Origin of the sequence: Micromonospora sp. NPDC005173 (assembly GCF_040608515.1) — a bacterium.
GTDB lineage: Bacteria > Actinomycetota > Actinomycetes > Mycobacteriales > Micromonosporaceae > Micromonospora.
In genome coordinates this window covers 1-17,748 of record NZ_JBEXIK010000014.1, presented here as the reverse complement: position 1 = coordinate 17,748, position 17,748 = coordinate 1, and the positions used below count along the sequence as shown (strand labels likewise).

14 protein-coding genes and 1 pseudogene are annotated in these 17,748 nt (G+C 71.0%); 3 read left to right on the top strand and 12 right to left on the bottom strand.

Annotated elements, in window-relative coordinates; all coding sequences use genetic code 11:
• Nucleotides 1-53: 53 nt before the first annotated feature.
• The 8 genes and pseudogenes from ABZV00_RS17730 to ABZV00_RS17695 form a co-directional block, all read right to left on the bottom strand.
• A pseudogene (locus ABZV00_RS17730) lies at nt 54-282 on the bottom strand (polysaccharide biosynthesis protein); the annotation flags it as partial.
• Nucleotides 283-377: 95 nt separating this feature from the next.
• On the bottom strand, nt 378-1,037 hold the full coding sequence (locus ABZV00_RS17725) for a sugar transferase (protein WP_355607284.1): 660 nt from the start codon (nt 1,035-1,037) through the stop codon (nt 378-380).
• A gap of 68 nt (nt 1,038-1,105) precedes the next feature.
• Nucleotides 1,106-2,368, bottom strand: a complete 1,263-nt coding sequence (locus tag ABZV00_RS17720) for a nucleotide sugar dehydrogenase (protein WP_355607281.1) — start codon at nt 2,366-2,368, stop codon at nt 1,106-1,108.
• A 76-nt stretch (nt 2,369-2,444) separates the two neighbouring features.
• The gene (locus ABZV00_RS17715) at nt 2,445-3,515 is read right to left on the bottom strand and encodes a hypothetical protein (RefSeq protein WP_355607279.1); all 1,071 of its coding nucleotides are present in this window, start codon (nt 3,513-3,515) and stop codon (nt 2,445-2,447) included.
• Nucleotides 3,512-4,600 (bottom strand): GNAT family N-acetyltransferase, encoded by a 1,089-nt coding sequence (locus ABZV00_RS17710; protein ID WP_355607276.1) that lies wholly within the window; start codon nt 4,598-4,600, stop codon nt 3,512-3,514. Before ABZV00_RS17710 ends, ABZV00_RS17715 begins: the two co-directional genes overlap by 4 nt.
• Before the next feature lie 20 nt (nt 4,601-4,620).
• Nucleotides 4,621-5,739 (bottom strand): aminotransferase class I/II-fold pyridoxal phosphate-dependent enzyme, encoded by a 1,119-nt coding sequence (locus ABZV00_RS17705; RefSeq protein WP_355607564.1) that lies wholly within the window; start codon nt 5,737-5,739, stop codon nt 4,621-4,623.
• Nucleotides 5,740-6,155: 416 nt separating this feature from the next.
• Nucleotides 6,156-8,024, bottom strand: a complete 1,869-nt coding sequence (locus ABZV00_RS17700) for a polysaccharide biosynthesis protein (protein ID WP_355607273.1) — start codon at nt 8,022-8,024, stop codon at nt 6,156-6,158.
• Between the two features lie 330 nt (nt 8,025-8,354).
• Complete coding sequence (locus ABZV00_RS17695; RefSeq protein ID WP_355607270.1) at nt 8,355-8,783, bottom strand: hypothetical protein; 429 nt, start codon at nt 8,781-8,783, stop codon at nt 8,355-8,357.
• Nucleotides 8,784-9,041: 258 nt separating this feature from the next.
• Between ABZV00_RS17695 and ABZV00_RS17690 the strand changes: the two genes are divergently transcribed.
• Nucleotides 9,042-9,986 (top strand): LCP family protein, encoded by a 945-nt coding sequence (locus ABZV00_RS17690; RefSeq protein WP_355607267.1) that lies wholly within the window; start codon nt 9,042-9,044, stop codon nt 9,984-9,986.
• Between the two features lie 98 nt (nt 9,987-10,084).
• Here the strand turns inward: ABZV00_RS17690 and ABZV00_RS17685 are convergent, their stop codons facing one another.
• Complete coding sequence (locus ABZV00_RS17685; RefSeq protein ID WP_355607264.1) at nt 10,085-12,508, bottom strand: Tex family protein; 2,424 nt, start codon at nt 12,506-12,508, stop codon at nt 10,085-10,087.
• A gap of 102 nt (nt 12,509-12,610) precedes the next feature.
• Here ABZV00_RS17685 and dgt point away from each other — a divergent pair, with 102 nt between their 5' ends.
• Nucleotides 12,611-14,122 (top strand): dGTP triphosphohydrolase, encoded by a 1,512-nt coding sequence (gene dgt, locus ABZV00_RS17680; protein ID WP_355607261.1) that lies wholly within the window; start codon nt 12,611-12,613, stop codon nt 14,120-14,122.
• 13 nt (nt 14,123-14,135) lie between these two features.
• Here the strand turns inward: dgt and ABZV00_RS17675 are convergent, their stop codons facing one another.
• From ABZV00_RS17675 to ABZV00_RS17665, 3 genes are all read right to left on the bottom strand, one after another.
• The gene (locus ABZV00_RS17675) at nt 14,136-15,278 is read right to left on the bottom strand and encodes an MBL fold metallo-hydrolase (protein WP_355607259.1); all 1,143 of its coding nucleotides are present in this window, start codon (nt 15,276-15,278) and stop codon (nt 14,136-14,138) included.
• A 113-nt stretch (nt 15,279-15,391) separates the two neighbouring features.
• Nucleotides 15,392-16,390 (bottom strand): serine hydrolase, encoded by a 999-nt coding sequence (locus ABZV00_RS17670; RefSeq protein ID WP_355607256.1) that lies wholly within the window; start codon nt 16,388-16,390, stop codon nt 15,392-15,394.
• A gap of 97 nt (nt 16,391-16,487) precedes the next feature.
• Entirely contained in the window at nt 16,488-16,610 is a 123-nt protein-coding gene (locus ABZV00_RS17665) for a hypothetical protein (RefSeq protein WP_355607254.1), read from the bottom strand.
• A 12-nt stretch (nt 16,611-16,622) separates the two neighbouring features.
• Here ABZV00_RS17665 and ABZV00_RS17660 point away from each other — a divergent pair, with 12 nt between their 5' ends.
• Nucleotides 16,623-17,636, top strand: coding sequence for an RNA-guided endonuclease TnpB family protein (locus ABZV00_RS17660; protein WP_355607251.1), 1,014 nt, complete (start codon nt 16,623-16,625; stop codon nt 17,634-17,636).
• Nucleotides 17,637-17,748: the final 112 nt, after the last annotated feature.

Genomic DNA, 17,748 nt, shown 5'->3' with positions numbered 1-17,748 from the left:
CCCACCCGCGGTACGGCCACACGTCCGGCGGCGGGAACCCTGGCCGCCGGCCGCCGAGTGCTGAGGAAGGTGCCGGGATAGCGCGAGGCGGAGTGCGCGGCCAGCCGTTCGGTGATCCGCTTGGAGTAACCGAGGACGCTGACCGGGTCGGCGGCCTTGTCGGTGGAGACGTTCACGAACCGGCCCACATCGCGACATGCCTCGAGTACCGAGAGCGTGCCCCAGATGTTCGTCTTGACCGCCTCGCCCGGGTACCGCTGCAGTCGGGAGGTGCTTGAGCGCTGGCCGCGGCCTGGGTCCGCGCGGCCGCGGCAGCCGGCGGTCCACCGCCGATAATGGAGGGCCGTTGTTGCGGCCGGTCCGGACGGCGGGCGTGGTCAGACCGGGGAGGAGCGGCCAGCATCGGCTTTCATCCGCGACCCTGGACCTGCCATGCCGAGGAACTCGGGAGCGGTCGCGTGACCGTCAGCCGTGACGCCCTCGCGGCGGAGGACCATCACCACCGTCTCCAGCAGGATGCGCAGATCGAGGCGGAGACAGCGGGTATCCACGTACCGCACGTCGTAGGTGAACTTTTCTTCCCAGCTGAGCGAGTTGCGACCGCGTACCTGGGCCAGGCCCGTCAACCCGGGCCGCACCTCATGGCGGCGCGCCTGCTCGGGCGTGTATCTCGTCAGGTAGCGCATGAGCAGCGGGCGGGGGCCCACCAGACTCATCTCGCCCCGCAGCACGTTCCACAGGCTGGGCAGCTCGTCCAGGCTGGCCGCCCGCAGCCGGCTGCCGAGGCGGGTAAGCCGCTCCCCGTCGCTGATCCGGCCCGGGCCGACCGCCGTCATGGTGCGGAACTTCCGCAGCTTGAACGGCTTGCCGTGCCGGCCCGGCCGGGTCTGCCGGAAGATCACCGGGCGGCCGTCGGCCACCGCGATCAGGGCGCTGACGAGCAGCAGCACCGGCGCGAAGGCCAGCAGGGCGAGGCTGGCGAGCAGGATGTCGAGGATTCGCTTGATCCGGTCGTATGAGTTGCGATGGGCGTTCACGCCGTCTGCTCCAGTGGGTTGGTCCTGGCCTGGTGCGGATCGTCTGGTCCGGGCGGAACCAGGCGCGGTCACAGTCGTTCGACCTGGTCGCCCTGGCAGCGGTGGCGGGTGTCGAGGACGTGGGAGGCCGCCCGTGCCACGAGGTCGTAGTCGAACGCGTCGTGATCGGTGACCACGACCACCGCGTCCGCGGCGCGTACCTCGCGTTCGGTCAGCTCCACCACCACCACGCCGTCCGGGATGTGATGCGACTCGGCGTACGGCTCGACGGCCCGCACCTCGGCGCCGAGCGCTTGCAAGCGGCGGGTGATGTCGACGGCGGGGGAATCGCGCATGTCGCCGGTGTTCTTCTTGTACGCCAGGCCGAGCAGCAGCAGTCGGGATCCGTTCACCGCCCGGCCCCGCTGGTTCAGGCCGGCCATGACGCGGTGCACGACGTGTTGGGGCATCTCGTGGTTGATGTCGTTGGCCAGCTCCACGAACCGGAACTGCCGGCCGAGAGTGCGCTTCACCTGCCAGGACAGGTAGCACGGGTCGATCGGCAGGCAGTGGCCCCCGACGCCGGGCCCCGGCCGGAACGACATGAAACCGAACGGCTTGGTCGCCGCGGCGTCGATCGCCTGCCAGATGTCGATGCCGAGCTCGTGCGACAGGACCGCCAGCTCGTTGACCAGAGCGATGTTGACCTGTCGGAAGGTGTTCTCGATCAGCTTGGTGAGCTCGGCCACCCGGGTCGAGCCGACCGGTACCGTCCGCTCCACGATCCGCCGGTAGAACCCGTCCACTTGGCGCCGGGCCGCCTCGTCCACGCCGGACACCACCTTGGGGGTGTTCTCCAGCCGCCAGTGTGGGTTGCCCGGGTCGATTCGCTCGGGGCTGTATCCCAGGTGGAAGTCGCCGGGGCTCTGCAACCCGCTGGCCGCCTCCAACAGGCGGCGCAGGAGTTCCTCGGTGGTGCCGGGGTAGGTGGTGGACTCGAGGATCACCGTGCAGCCAGGCCGCACGTACGGGCCGACGGCCCGGCCGGCCTGCTCGATGTGGCTTAGGTCGGGGGCGCCGTCGCGCAGCGGCGTGGGGACGGTGATGACGCAGACGTCGAAGCCGGCGGCGTCGGCGTAGTCGGTCGTCGGGTGGTACCGCCGGGTGTCCAGGGCGGAGTCGAGCCGCTGGGCGGGGATGTCCTCGACGAAGGACTCGCCTGAGGCGAGCCGCTTGACCCGGCTCTCGTCGAGGTCGATGCCGACGACGTCGAAGCCGGCCTCCACGGCGCGTATCGCCAGCGGGAGTCCCACGTATCCCTGACCGACGACGACGAGCTTCTGGCAGTCCACCCCGTACCCCCGAAATCGGTTAACTCTGATAGAGCGTCACGTTACCCAGCGCTTGGGGGAAATATTCCCAAACCGGTCAAAGTCGGGCGGCCTCCGACCCGGCGGGCGCGAGCCGAGTCGGACAGTCGCTGCTCCGTTCGCACAGCTCGCGCACGATCGCGGCGACCCGGCGCATGTCGTCCCTGCTCCACCTCGCGTCCGTGTGCAGATGGAGCAGCCGGCGGGAGAGATCGAGCTGATGCGGTGGCACGTCCTGCGGGCTGAGCTCCCAGAGCACCGCCGGGTACACACTCCGGCCGAGCAGGCCCTGGCGGACCGCGTCGCGCCGCCCGGCGGAGTCGAACTCGAGCACCACGCCGAAGGTGCGGACATGGACCCGCACGCCGGCCAGGTCCGGCAGGCCCAACGCCAACTCCTCGGCGTTCTCGATCCGGCGGCGACGCAGCAGCGCGGCGGGCAGGATCCGCAGTGCCTCGCGGGAAAAGTCGGAGATTCCGCTCACCGTGGACGCCCCGAGTTCCGCCAGGCCGGCCGTGTAGAGCGGAAGATACTGCTCCTTGCGCACCGGCGCGCCGGTCAGATATGCGGCCTTCAGGCACATCGCGGCCAGGATCCGGCTGACCGTCGCGAGGTGACGGTCGGTCGGCGGCACGGTGGCCGGCAGGGGGCGTCCGCCGCCGGACCAGAGCAGCCCCCCGTCGGGCAGGGGCAGGGTCTTGTGCAGCGACGCGAAGAGGTAGTCAGCTCGCAGCCGGTCGAGCCAGGGAGCGGTCGGGTCGTGGGTGACGTCGACGACGAGGGCCGCCGCCGTGGCGGGCAGGACCGGCGGCGCCCCGAAGTATGAGACGGCGATCACCACGTCGGACGGGCCGGCCCGCGGCTGCGGGAACGGACCCAGCGGTCCACTGTCGTACCGCCGCACCGGAAGCAGGTCGGCGATGTGCGGTACCACGGACGGGCTGTAGTAGGCCGGGACGTGCACCGCCGTCCACCCGTACTCCCGGCGGCCGAACTCGAGGAGGGCCCGGACCGCCTGCCGGCCTGATCCGAAGAGCCGACTCTCTCCGGCCGGTTCGACCAGACCCTCGCCGTTCGGGAGCAGCAACGGGTACGCGGCGCCGACCTCCCAGCGGTCGTCCCCGCTCATGCCGTCTCCGGCGCCGGCAGCTCCTGCCGGTACGCCGGAAAGAAGCCGGGATCCGGCTGCCACCCGGGGAGTCGGCGCTGCCCCTGCGCGACGTGCGCGTCGACCAGTGGCGCGTACGACCGTTCGTCGAACACGCGGGTGCCGACGGAGAACGGCATCAGGCCGTGCGGAGCGAAGGCGCGCTTGTACCGGAAGATGCCGTCGTCGGCGGCGTAGCCGCCGCCGAGGACGAAACGCGCCTTGCCGTGCTCCTGTCCCCACCGGATCACTTCGACCTTCAGCAGGTCGTTGGGACGCAGGTCGAAGGCGGACCGATCGGTGCCGCCCAGGAAGGAGTACAGCGTATCGGCGGAGGAGAGGACGAGTTCGGTGGAGACGATTCGCTCCCCGTGCACGGCGTGGAAGAAGACGAACTGTCCAGCCAGTTCGTCGAGGATGGTCTGGAAGAACTCCCGGGGAAAGTAGAAGCTCGACCGGGCGTGCCGGCGATCCATCGTGGCGTGGTAGATCCGCAGGAAGTCATCCACACCCGCGCCGGTCTCGTCGACCTCGACGCTGACCCCCAGCCGCCGGGCCTTGTTCACGTTCTTGCGGACCTTGGGGTCGAACTCCCGCCACATCTGATCCTGCGGCGTCCGCAGGTCACGGACCACGTTGACGAGCTTCTGCCGCGTCGGGCCGGGGTACGGCAGCCGCCGGTCCTCGAACAGGCAGAGGCGGGTGAACTCGGAGACCACGCCTCGGGCTCGACAGAACTCCTCGAAGGCCGACCAGAACTCCTTGGCGTCGACCTCGGTGGCGCCGCTGTGGAAGGCGCCGCTGTAGCCGTAGGGGCTGGTGAGGTCGGTCGCCCGACGTGTCCCTTCGCTCAGGTGGGGCGCGGCGATCGGCCGCAGCACGAACGGGTACAGGATGAACCCGGAAGGTGTCTCCGCGTACGCGGCGAGCGGCTCGTCCTGTTCCTCGGCGAACAGGCGAACGTAGGCAGGGGCGGCGAAGATCTCTCGTTGCGCCCATGCCCCGTGCACGGCCTGCCAGCGGCTCGCGTCGGCGGCACGCCGGGCGTTCCAGATTTCGAGCTTCATCGTGTCTGCCCCGTGTCCCGTCAACGGCCGTCCAGGAACTGCTGCGTCGCGTCGAGGACGCGGACGATCTCGCGCTCGCTCAGCGCGGAACCACTCGGCAGGATCAGGCCGTCCGCGAAGAGCCGTTCAGCCGTTCCGGTGACCAGTGACCGCGCGCCGGCGAAGACCGGTTGCAGGTGCATGGGCTTCCACACCGGTCGCGTTTCGATCCTCTGTGCGCCGAGATGGTCGGCGAGATCCGGCGCCCGCCAGTTGGCGACGGCTGGATCGACGTGGATGGCGGTGAGCCAGCAATTGCCCCCCTCGTCCTCGTCCGAGAGCAGGCGGACGCCCGGGACCGCGGCGAACAGTTTGGCGTAGCGCTCCCGCAGGCGCCGGCGCCGGGCCACCATCTCGTCCAAGCGGCGCAGCTGGGCCCTGCCCAGAGCAGCGAGCAGGTTGCTCAACCGGTAGTTGTAGCCCACCTCGGTGTGCTCGTAGTGGGTGACCGGTTGACGGGCCTGGGTCGACAGGTAGCGACAGCGGGCCACGAGTGCGGCGTCGTCGGACAGCAGCATTCCGCCGCCCGAGGTGGTGATGATCTTGTTCCCGTTGAACGAGACGACCGCCGCCCGGCCGAATGAGCCGGCGGCACGGCCGGCGCGGACCGCCCCGAGCGCCTCGGCGGCATCCTCCACCACCGGCACTCCGGCCTCCGCGCAGAGCGGCAGGATCCGCCCGTAGTCGGCGCAGCTGCCGAAGATGTCGACGGGCATCACGGCGGCGATCCGGCGGCCCCGTCGCCGCAGGTCACGGAGCAGGTCGCGCAGGAGGTCGGGATCCAGGTTGCCCGTTGCCGGCTCGCAGTCGACGAAGATCGGTTCCGCTCCCGTGTACACCACGGCGTTGGCCGTCGCCGCAAAGGTCAGGGTCGGCACCACCACGGAGTCCCCGGGCCCGACGTCGAGCGCGACCAGCGCCAGGTGAAGTCCCGCGGTGCCCGAGGCGAGCGCCACCGCGTGTGCGCAACCGACCCGCTGGGCGATTTCGCGTTCGAAGGCGTCGAGGTCGGGGCCGGCGGGCGCCACCCAACCGGACCGGAGCGCGTTCAGGACGTACGACTCCTCGAGCACGCCGACGTCAGGCGGCGACAGGAGGATCCGCTCGGCCGCCGAATCGGGTCCGGGTTGGCGGACCACAGGTGTGCTCACTCGGTCCGGGAACGTCATCGGTCGACCTCCGGTGTTGATCGAGTGGACCGGCGCAGACCGGTCAGGCCGGCTGGGCAGGTTTCGCTGACCTAACGAGCAAGCGGGCGGTTTGTTACCATTTCGTCCCTGGTCATGCCCACCCGAGCGCAGGCCCGGTCAACGCCACCTGCCCCCCGGCTGCGGGCACCGCACGAACATGGCCGTCGCCGCCGCATACGGGGCGTGGCACGAGGCCGGCGTTCGGCGCTGCAACAGTCGGCGGGTGAGGAGCGTGCGCGGCGGGTGCCCAGCGATGCCAGCCTGCCCCTGTCGTGCTGGGAGGCTCGACTGATTGGGGATCACCACGGCCGGGCCCGTGCCAGCAGTCATCGGGAGAACGGCACCTGGACGGAACTCCCGCCGGATGGGGCGACCGGATGGGCGCATAGCCGGGCGAGCTGCGCGACGATCTTTGCCGGATCGTCGTACGGATCGAGGCCGCTGAGCTCCATGTGGTCGAGCGGTGGCACTGCCACGTGAGAGACCATCGGGTGCAGTGTCCGGATGTCGATCTCGCCGGCGCCGAAGAGGCTCTCGTGCAGCTTCTCGCCCGGCCGAAGTCCGGTGTAGACGATCGGGACGTCGCTGCCCGCCTGCTCGGCCATCTGCCGGGCCAGGTTGGCGATGCGGACCGGCTCGCCCATGTCCAGCACCAGCGCCTCCCCGTCCCGGCCGATCTCGGCGGCATGCAGCACCAGGTGCACCGCCTCCTGCACGGTCATCAGATAGCGGGTCACCTCGGGGTGGGTGACGGTCAGCGGCTGGCCGGACTCGATCTGATGCTGAAACGCCGTCACCACGGAGCCGCGGCTGCTCAGCACGTTGCCGAACCGGACGCTGAGGAAGGTGCCGGGAAAACGCGAGGCGGCGTCCGCGGTCAACCGCTCGGTGATCCGCTTCGAGTAACCGAGGACGCTGACGGGGTCGGCCGCCTTGTCGGTGGAGATGTTCACGAACCGGCCGACGTCGCGGCAGGCGTCGAGCACCGAAAGCGTCCCCCAGACGTTCGTCTGGACCGCCTCGCCCGGATACTGTTCCAAGAGCGGGAGGTGTTTGAGCGCTGCGGCGTGGAAGATCACGTCCGGTCGCCGCTCCCGGATGATCCGCCGGATGCCCTCATCGTCCCGCAGGTCGGCGAGGATCAGCTCAGGGCCGTCCAGCAGGGCCCTGCCGGTCAGCGACAGTTGCAGGTTGTGCAGGGCGGACTCATCGCGGTCCAGCATCATCAGCTCACCCGGGTTCGCCTTCATCACCTGCCGGCAGAGTTCCGAGCCGATCGAGCCACCGGCACCGGTCACCAGGACCCGAAGGCCGCGCAGTCCCTCGTCCTTGGTGGCCAGGTCGGTGACCACCTGCCGTCGGCCGAGCAGATCCATGATGTTGGGGCTACGCACGTCGGCCACGCTGATCCGCTGATCTACGAGTTCCCGGACGGGTGGAAGCACCTTGAACTCGGCACCGGTTGCCAGCGTCAGCGCTCGGAGTTCCCGGATCAGCGCGGCGTCCGCGTTGGCGACCGAGAGGATCAGCGTGCTGGCGTTGGTCTGCCGGACGGCGGCGGCGATCTCGCTGCGGCGACCGAGCACCGGCACACCGTCGACGCGCAGGTGCCGCTTCTTCGGGTCGTCGTCAAGCAGCCCGACCGGCAGGTACCGGCCGCGTGGGTCGCTGAGCATCGCCCGCAGCAGCCCTCGGCCGGCAGAGCCGATCCCGAACAGCAGCACCGGGGTCGCGGAGCGGGCATCGGGGCGTAGTGCCCGGTCGTTGTGGCGGCGATACGCCCAGCGAATCGCCAGCATGCACAGCAGGGCGATGGCCGACCCGACCAGTGGCGAGCTTGCGGGCACGGGGTGCTGGGCCAGTGTGATGTCGGCCAGCAGCATCGCGAGGCCGGTGCAGGCGGCTGTCGTCGCGAGGGCCTGCGCCTCCTGCATGCTGCCGACCGGGTTGCGGCCCCCGTGCCTGCGCACCGCCCACGAGATGGCAACGTGGAGCAGGGCCGCGACCAAGCCGGCGCTGACGGCCCGGGTGAGTTCGGCAGTGGCGAATTCGAACTCGAATCGCGCCCACGTCGCAGCGGTCAGGCCGGCCACCCAGCCCGCGGTGTCGCCGACCAGCAATGCAGCTGCGCCCGGACGCCAGACCTTTCGTCGCGGGAGTGCGTCCAGGGTGGGCTGGAGTGCGGCGCGCGGCATAAACGGCTCCCTTTCGGTACGTCAATGAGTCCGGGGTCACGGTCGGCTAGGAACCGCATCCTCGTTCTAATCGCTCGTATCGCCGCTTGCCGCATGTTTCACGTCTTATGGACCAATCAGGCATTTCGGATGTCTTGGTGATCGGTGACGCCATACCCGTCACCACCCGTGGTCGGCGGCGCGGCACCGGCACCCGCCGGGCCGCGAACGCAGGCCGTGCGTGGCGTGCGACAGGGATGGGCCGGTCACGGCCGATCTACGAGGACGTCGTTGCGCTGTTCGGGTTGAACGGTCCCGTAACAGCGCAATGGGTAGAACGAACCGTGCCGGTCAATCCCAGCCGTCTTCGGCGGCCAGTCGCCGGTCGAGCAGCGTCCGTAGCGGGACCGACTCCCCGTCCCGGCCGCCCTGCCCGATCACCAAAGGTGCCCGAGACGGCTGCGGGTCGGCACCGAACAGCCGGGCCCGCAGGCTTGCCCGGACGATCAGGAGATAGAACTGCCCCGATGCGTCGACCGCCCGGGTTCGGGCCCGATCGAGATACCAGCCCGCAAGCTGGGTGCGGTAGCGGCCTCTGCCGTCGTGACGTATGGCGGTGAGCCGATCGTGGCACAGCCCGCGCCGGGTCGCCTCGGCGGCGAACCGGGCGACCAGCTCTGCGGCCTCCGCTTGTTCGGCCGCCCGGCGCATCTCGTCGGCCACCGCGTGCGCCCGCACCGCCCACTGCCGCTGCTCGCGCCATGCCGAGCCGTCGTCCATGTGCCGACGGTACGCGAAGCCCTGTCATCCCCTGACATGGGTGCCGGCCACCGATTCCGACGTTCTGGGCACTTTAAATACTTCTGAAGGGTATTGTCGGTATCCATGGTGGAGCAGGTTTCTCCTGGCGAGGCAGGGCGGACGCCTCGACCGCAGAATCCGCGAGGCGGCGAAATGGATCGGCGCCGCCGACGTCGGCGATGGTGGCCGAGAAGCAGATGGGCCCGCGCGACGACGCTCGTTGCCGCCCTCGTCCTCGTGGTGGTGCTCGGTGGCGGTGGGGTCGGCACCTGGCTCTACGTGCGATCGTTGGAGAAACAGGTAGAGAAGGTCGACGCCTTCCGCGGGTTGCAGGAGGAGCAGCGACCGGTCCGGGCCGCGGATTCCGCGCGCAATTTCCTCGTCGTCGGCAAGGATCAACCGGAGCCGGGTGACACCACCTCACGTACCGACACCATCATGCTGGTCCACGTGCCACACAGCCGGGACCGCGCCCAGCTCATCTCGATCCCGCGGGACACCTGGACCATGATCCCGGCCTCGCTGCCAGAGGACGGCGGCGGTCCGACCAAGGCCAAGATCAACGCGGCCTATGCCTGGGGGGGGACGCCGCTGCTCGTCCAGACGATCGAGGGCTTCACCGGCGTGCGTATCGATCACGTCGTCCTGGTGAACTTCGTCGGCTTCGGCAAGGTCATCGACGTTCTGGGCGGCGTGGACGTCACCGTGGACCGTCCCTTCACCTCGGCGGCGCCCCCCGGACGTGTCTTTCAGCCCGGCGTGCATCGGATGGACGGCACGGTCGCCTTGGAGTACGCCCGGGAGCGCAAACAGTTCGCCGACGGGGACTACAGCCGGATACGTCACCAGCAGGCCCTCATCGCCGCCGTAATGCGGGAGGCCAGCCGCAAGGGCGTGCTCACCAGCCCCGGCCAGCTCAACGACTTCCTTCAGGCGACGGCCGACGCCGTGCAGGTGGACCAGGCGCTGTCGGTCTTCGACACGATCTGGGACCTGCGCCAGGTCGGTGCCGACAACGTGACCATGATGACCAGCCCGACCACAGGCGTGGGCATGGTCGGCGACGAGAGCGTGATCTTCCCGGACCTGCCGGCCTCGGCGAAGCTCTTCGCGGCGGTGAAGAACGACACCATGGACGGGTGGCTGAGGGAGAACCCGCAGCAGGGGAAGACACCCGACTGAGGAGAGCGGATCCCTCTCGGGCGACGGCCCCGGGTGCACGGTGGTGGTCCCGGGGCTATCGCCCGTCGTCTCGCTGGGCGCTGGCTGGCCGGATTGTGTCAGGCCAGCCCGGCCCGGCGCAGGGCGTCGGCCATAGCGTCGTTGGCCGGCGGCGGGGTAGCGCCGCTACGGCCCTGCCGCGGTTGCCCGCCGCGTCCGTCCTGGGCATTGCGGCCACCACGCCCGGCGGAGCCGCCCTGGCCACCACGCCCGGTGCCCCCGCGCGGGCCATCCTGCCCGCCGCGCTGGCTCCCGCGTTCGCGCCGGCCGCCGGCCGTGCCGCCCTGGACGGCCTCGGCGTCGTCGTCCAGCCGCAGGGTGAGCGAGATGCGCTTGCGTGGTACGTCGACGTCGAGCACCTTCACCTTCACCACGTCGCCGGACTTGACCACGTCGCGCGGGTCCTTCACGAAGGTGTGCGACATGGCCGAGACGTGCACCAGGCCGTCCTGGTGCACGCCGACGTCGACGAAGGCGCCGAACGCGGCCACGTTGGTGACCACGCCCTCGAGCACCATTCCGGGCGTCAGGTCGCCGATCGTCTCGACGCCCTCGACGAACGTCGCCGTCCGGAACTCGGGACGCGGGTCGCGGCCGGGCTTCTCCAGCTCGTGCAGGATGTCGGTGACGGTGGGCAGGCCGAAGGTGTCGTCGACGAAGTCACCCGCCCGGAGTCCGCGCAGGATCGCGTTCTGCCCGATCAGCGCGCGCAGGTCCTGCCCGGTGTGGGCGAGGATCCGCCGCACCACCGGGTACGTCTCGGGGTGCACGCTGGAGGAGTCCAGCGGGTCGTCGCCGCCGGGGATGCGCAGGAAGCCGGCGCACTGCTCGAACGCTTTCGGCCCGAGCCGGGGCACCTTCTTCAGGTCCGTCCGGGTGCGGAACGGCCCGTTGGCGTCCCGGTGCAGCACGATGTTCTCCGCCAGCCCCGCGCCGATGCCGGAGACCCGGGTGAGCAGGGGAGCCGACGCGGTGTTGACGTCGACGCCGACCCCGTTGACGCAGTCCTCGACCACCGCGTCCAGTGAGCGGGACAGCTTCACCTCGGACAGGTCGTGCTGGTATTGGCCGACCCCGATCGAGCGGGGGTCGATCTTGACCAGCTCGGCGAGCGGGTCCTGGAGGCGGCGGGCGATGGAGACCGCGCCGCGCAGCGACACGTCCAGCCCGGGCAGCTCCTGCGAGGCGTACGCGGAGGCGGAGTAGACCGACGCGCCGGCCTCGGAGACCACCACCTTGGTCAGGTTGAGCTGCGGGTGCCGCTTGATCAGGTCGCCGGCGAGCTTGTCGGTCTCCCGGCTGGCGGTGCCGTTGCCGATCGCGACCAGCTCGACCCGGTGCGCCGCGGCCAGCTTGGCGAGGGTGTCGAGCGAGGCGTCCCACTGCCGGCGCGGCTCGTGCGGGTAGATGGTGTCGGTGGCGACCACCTTGCCGGTGGCGTCGACCACCGCGACCTTGACGCCGGTGCGCAGGCCCGGGTCCAGGCCCATCGTCGCGCGGGTGCCGGCGGGCGCGGCGAGCAGCAGGTCACGCAGGTTGGTGGCGAAGACCCGGACGGCCTCCTCCTCGGCCGCCTGCCAGAGCCGCATCCGCAGGTCCGCGCCGAGGTGGATGAGGACCCGGGTACGCCAGGACCAGCGCACGGTGTCGGTCAGCCACCTGTCGGCCGGGCGCCCCTGGTCGCTGATGCCGAACCGGCCGGCGATCGCCGCCTCGTAGCGGGTCGGGCCGCTGGCCACGGCGTCGGAGTCACCCTCCGGATCCGGGTCCATCGTCAGGTCGAGCACCCCCTCCTTCTCGCCCCGGAACATGGCCAGGATCCGGTGCGAGGGCAGCTTCGGGTACGGCTCGGCGAAGTCGAAGTAGTCGGCGAACTTGGCTCCGGCGCTCTCCTGGCCGTCGCGTACCCGGGACACCAGCCGGCCCCGCGACCACATCTGCTCCCGGAGCGTGCCGATCAGGTCGGCGTCCTCGCCGAAGCGCTCGATCAGGATGGCTCGTGCGCCCTCCAGCGCGGCGGCGGCGTCGGCCACGCCCCGGTCGGCGTCGGCGAAGCCGGCCGCCGTCTCGCGCGGGTCCCGCGACGGGTCGGCGAGCAGCGTGTCGGCCAGCGGTTCCAGCCCGGCCTCGCGGGCGATCTGCGCGCGGGTCCGCCGCTTGGGCTTGTAGGGCAGGTAGATGTCCTCTAGCCGGGACTTCGAGTCGGCCGCCATGATCTGCGCCTCGAGGGCCTCGTCGAGTTTGCCCTGGCCGCGGATGGACTCCAGCACCGCGGCCCGCCGCTCGTCCAGCTCACGCAGGTACCGCAGCCGCTCCTCGAGGTTGCGCAGCTGCACGTCGTCGAGCAGGCCGGTGGCCTCCTTGCGGTAGCGGGCGATGAACGGCACGGTGGCGCCGCCGTCGAGCAGCTCCACGGCCGCCCGCACCTGACGCTCCGCGACGCCGAGCTCGTCGGCGATCCGCTGATGAACTGACTGGGTCACGATCTTGATCCGCCTTCGTTGTGGGTTCCATGCTGCATTCTGCCGCCCGCCCCGACGGCGCACGCCACACCCGCCCGACGCGCCTGCGCTAGCGTTGCGATCATGGAACAACGTGCGGATCCGCGGGCCCGCCGGCTCTTCGGCGGCAGCGCCCGGGCCCTCGGCGATCTCACCGGCAACCCGTTCCGCGCCGACCGGGACCGGATCGTCGGCTCGCCGTTCTTCGCCCGCCTGGGCGGTGTCACCCAGGTGATCAGCCCCGTCGGCTCGGGCCTGCTGGTGCACAACCGGCTGACCCACAGCCTGAAGGTCGCCCAGGTGGCCCGGGCGATCGCCGAGCGGCTGACGGGCGACGGGCGGTGGCGCGATCTGCTGGACAAGCTCGGCGGCTGCGACCCGGACGTGGTGGAGGCCGCGGCGCTCGCCCACGACCTTGGCCACCCGCCGTTCGGGCACCTGGGGGAACGGGTGCTGGACCGGCTGGCCCGGCAGCGTCTCGGCCTCACCGACGGCTTCGAGGGCAATGCCCAGTCGTACCGGATCGTCACCAGTACCGAGATCAGGGGCGCGGCCACCACCGGGCTGGACCTGACCGCCGCGGTCCGCGCGGCGATGCTGAAGTACCCGTGGACCCGGCTGGACCATCCCGACCCGCACCCGCGCACGATGGACCCGCCGCCGCGCGGGGCCACTCCGCCGCTGGACGACCCGGAGAGCGGCTCGTCGAAGTTCGGCGCGTACCGGACCGAGCTCGACGACCTGCGGCAGGCCCGGGAGCCGTTCGCCGGCCGCATCCCGGACTGGCAGCAGACCGTGGAGGCGTCCGTGATGGACACCGCCGACGACATCGCGTACGCCATCCACGACGTGGAGGACTTCTACCGGGTCGGGGTGCTCCAGCAGGGCTCGGTCTCCGCCGAGCTGATGGCCTGGCAGCGGGAGAGCGGGCAGTTCCGGGCGATCACCGACGCGGCGCTGGCCACCGCGGCCCGGCGGCCCGGTGCGGCCATCGAGCGGCTGCGCCGGCAGTTGCACCGCAAGGACGCCTGGATTGCCGACGACGAGGCGTTCGCCGCCGCCGTCGAGCACGTCCGGGAGGAGTTGGTCGACGGGTTGCTGGCGATGCCGTTCGACGGCTCGATCGAGGCCGAGCAGTACGTGGCCCGGTTCTCCGCCCGCTGGTCCACCCGCTTCGTCGAGGCGATCACGGTGACCGATCACCCGTCGGTGCGCTCTGGGTACGTGCTGCTCGGCTGCGCCCAGTGGCACGAGGTGCAGGTGCTCAAGTTCGTCCACCACCGGTTCGTGCTGGCCCGCCCGGACCTCGCCCTGCACCAGCGCGGCCAGGCCCGGCTGCTGGGCACCCTGGTCGAGGCGCTGTGGGAGTGGCTGCTCGACCCGGAGGAGGAGTCCCGGCTACCCCGCCGGCTGCACGACCTGGTCGAGTTGGCCGAGGCGGAGCTGCACCCGCGCACCCCGGATCGGATCGGCCGGGCCCGGGGGCGGGCCATCGTGGACTTCGTCGCGCAGCTCACCGACGGCCAGGCGGTGGCCATGCTGGACGCGCTCTCCGGCCGCTCCGGAGCGCTCTGGACCGACGCCTTCGTGCTCTGAGCGGCCTACCCCGTCAGGCGACGGCCTGCCACCAGCCGTCCACGGCGGGCGGGTCGTCGACCACCACCCGCTCACCCGGGCGGGGCACGGCCAGCCGGACGTCGCGGGCCTTCGCCTCGGCCCACAGGCGGTTCACCGGCTCGGACCAGTCGTGCAGGGCCAGGTTGAACGTCGCCCAGTGCACCGGGATGAACAGCCCGCCGCGCAGGTCGAGGTGGGCGTTGACCGCCTCCTCGGGAAACATGTGGATGGTCGGCCAGGCCCGGTCGTACGCGCCGATCTGCATCAGCGTGACGTCGAACGGTCCGTGCTCCGCGCCGATCGCCGCGTACCCGTCGAAGTAGCCGGAATCGCCGGTGTAGAAGACCTTGCGTCGGGCACCGGCGACCACCCAGGAGCTCCAGAGCGTGCCGTCGCGACGCAGCCCCCGGCCGGAGAAGTGCTGCGCGGCGGTGGCGGTGATCTCCAGCCCGGCGACCCGGTGTGACTCGGCCCAGTCCAGCTCGATGATCCGGTCGGCGGGTACGCCCCACCGGTCCAGGTGCGCGCCCACCCCGAGCGGCACCAGGAACGGTGCGGACTGCCCGGCCAGCAACGCCCGTACGGTGGCCATGTCCAGGTGGTCGTAGTGGTCGTGGGAGATCAGGATGGCGTCCAGCGGGGGCAGCTCATCCAGGCGCACCGGCGGCTCGTGCAGCCGGCGGGGGCCGACCAGGCCCGACGGCGAGCAGCGCTCGCTCCAGACCGGGTCGAGGAGCACCCGCCGACCCTCGATCTCGATCAGCGCCGAGGCGTGGCCGTACCAGACGATGGTGAGCTCGTCGGTCGTGTCGGTCGCCTGTGGTGCGCTCGGGCGCAGCAGCGGCACCGCGGTGCTCGGGCGCCGCTTCTGCTTGCCGAAGATCAGCTCGCGGAGCAGGTTGCGGCCCGGGTCGGCGATCATGGTGCGGGTGCCGGCCTGATTGTGGAAGGTGCCGTCGCGAAACTGCGGCGAGCGGGCCGCCCGTTCAGCCCGGGCTCCGGTGAGTCGGCCGCCGAGTGCCGCCGGCACGTCCCGGGCCGCCCAGGCCAGTCCGGCCAGCGCGGCCAGTCCGGCCGCACCCCGCATCCGTCGCCCGAGTGACCGTTCGACGTCCGTGCGCTCCGCTGGTGCCATCGCCGTCCCTCCGCAGTGTCCCGCACTACACGGTAGTCACCCGGGTCGGCTCGCGTGTCGGCGGTCGCCGCACCGGATCGGCCGCCGCTTCGGCGACCGATCCGGGGCCGGGCTCAGCCGCCGTTGCTGGGCCGCCGTGCCGCCGTCCGGTACGCCGTTCCGGCACCGGCGAGCCGGCCCACCGCCTTCAGGAACCGGGGGCCCATGGCGGCCCGGGCCTGCACCGCCGGGTGAGTGGCGCCGAAGTCGTCCGGGTCGGCCTGCCCGTCGGCGAAGAGCGCGTAGGTGAGCACCGCGGCGCCGGACCGGTCGAAGATCACCCCGGCCTCGTGCCGGGCGTCGGCGAACCAGCCGGCCTTGGTGGCGATACGCGCCCGTTCGTCGGAGGACATGGTGCGCCGGATGCCGTCGGTGAAGGCCACCGGGGAGCGCAGCAGCCCCAGCAGGAACGCCGTCGAGGCGGGGGAGAGCAAGGTGCCGGCGACCAGGGCGCGCAGCAGGTCGTGCGTCTCCCGGGGGGTGCTGGTGCCGAGGAAAAACCGGTTCGGGTTGGCCACCGGCTCGACCTGGGTGTTCGGGAAGCCCTTGCCGACCAGGATGGCGTTCAGCTCGGCGGCCGGGCAGACCGACCCGCACAGCCGCACCGCCGTGTCGTCGGAGACAGTCAGCAGGGCGGCCAGCACGTGCCCGAGGGTCACGCTGCTCGGGTACGCGCCGTCCAGGCTGAAGATGCCGTCGCCGCCCGGCACGACGATCGCCGCGGTCACCTCGACCCGCTGGTCCAGGGTCAGCAGCCCTCGGTCGACCTTGTCCAGGACCGCCGTGGCCACCGCGATCTTGTTGACGCTGTATGCCTCGATCCGCCGGTCCGCATCGGCTGTCACCGCGACCACCGGCGGGCCGGCCGGGTCGGCCACGCTGACGTACGCCTGCCAGTTGCCCCCGGCCTCTGTGCTGTGCCGGGTGTAAGCGGCGGCGACCCGGTTGGCGGCCTTGGCGGGGGTGGTCGGGACGGCTTCGGTGCCCTCGGCGGCGCTCGCCGGCGCGGCGGCGCCGAGCACCGTACCGGCGGTGGCTACCGTGCCCAGCCCGAGCGCCGTCCTGCGGTTCAACCGGATAGTCAATCGTCTCTCCCGTCGTGGTGCGCCGAAGCGCTTACCGGCCCACCACCCTAGGCGAGTTGATCGATACACGATGCCCTCCGACCGCTCAGGTGAACCGCCGGCGCAGCGCGGCATCGACCGCGCAGGCCGGCCCGGACACGCCGCGGGCGAGTTGCCGCAGGTCGGGCAGGTGACCGCCGCGTTGCCTCGCCGGCCGGTTTCGAGGCAAAGATCGTCCACCATGGATGGTGTCCGGCCGCTCCCGGTGAGTGCGTGGGCGGTTGACCGGCAGCGCAGCACCTATGTGCAGTCGTCGGCGTGGCTGACCGAGTGGAAGCGCACCGAGGAGCTTTTGTTCCTCAATGAGGTCAGTTCCGTGCCGTTGCAGCAGGCCCTGCGGCACCTGCAAGCCGGGTTCGCGGCGTTCTGGGGCAAGCGGTCGCGGTACCCGCGTTTCAAGTCCAAGCGTAAGTCTCGGGCGTCGGCGGAGTACACCCGCTCGGCGTTCCGCTGGCGCGACGGGCAGATCACCCTGGCCAAAATGGACGCGCCGCTGACCATCGTGTGGTCCCGGCCTCTGCCCGAGGGCGCGCAACCGTCCACGGTCACGGTGTCCCGCGACGCGGCCGGCCGCTGGTTCGTGTCCCTGCTGGTGGACGACCCGTCCGTCGCGGCCTTGCCGCCGGTGGGCGCTGCGGTGGGGATAGACGCGGGCATCACCAGTCTGCTGACTCTGTCCACCGGGGAGAAGGTCACCAACCCGCGTTATGAGCGCGCTGACCGGCGCAAGTTGGCCAAGGCGCAGCGGAACCTGTCGCGTAAGGCCAAGGACTCCGCGAATCGGGCCAAAGCCCGTCTGGCGGTGGCTCGGATCCATGCCCGTATCGCCGATCGGCGGCGGGATCACCTGCACAAGTTGTCGACTCGACTCGTCCGTGAGAACCAAACGGTCGTGATCGAGGATCTCAGTGTGCGCACCATGCTGCGCAACCACTCGCTGGCCCGCGCCATTTCCGACGCGGCGTGGACACACCTGCGCAGCATGATCGAGTACAAGGCCGCCTGGTACGGGCGGACTGTGATCGCCGTTGACCGCTGGTATCCGAGCACGAAGACCTGTTCGGCGTGCGGGCGGATCAACACCGCGATGACCCTTGGCGTTCGTGTCTGGACGTGTCCCGGCTGTGATGCCGTGCATGACCGGGACGTCAACGCCGCCCGCAACATTCTCGCCGCCGGGCTGGCGGAGAGGTGAAACACCTGTGGAGGGAGGGTAAGACCCGACCCGCGAAAGCGGTGAAGGCACGGCCCGGTGAAACAGGAACCCCCTCGGGCGACCGAGGGAATCCCCGCCCTTCACGGCGGTG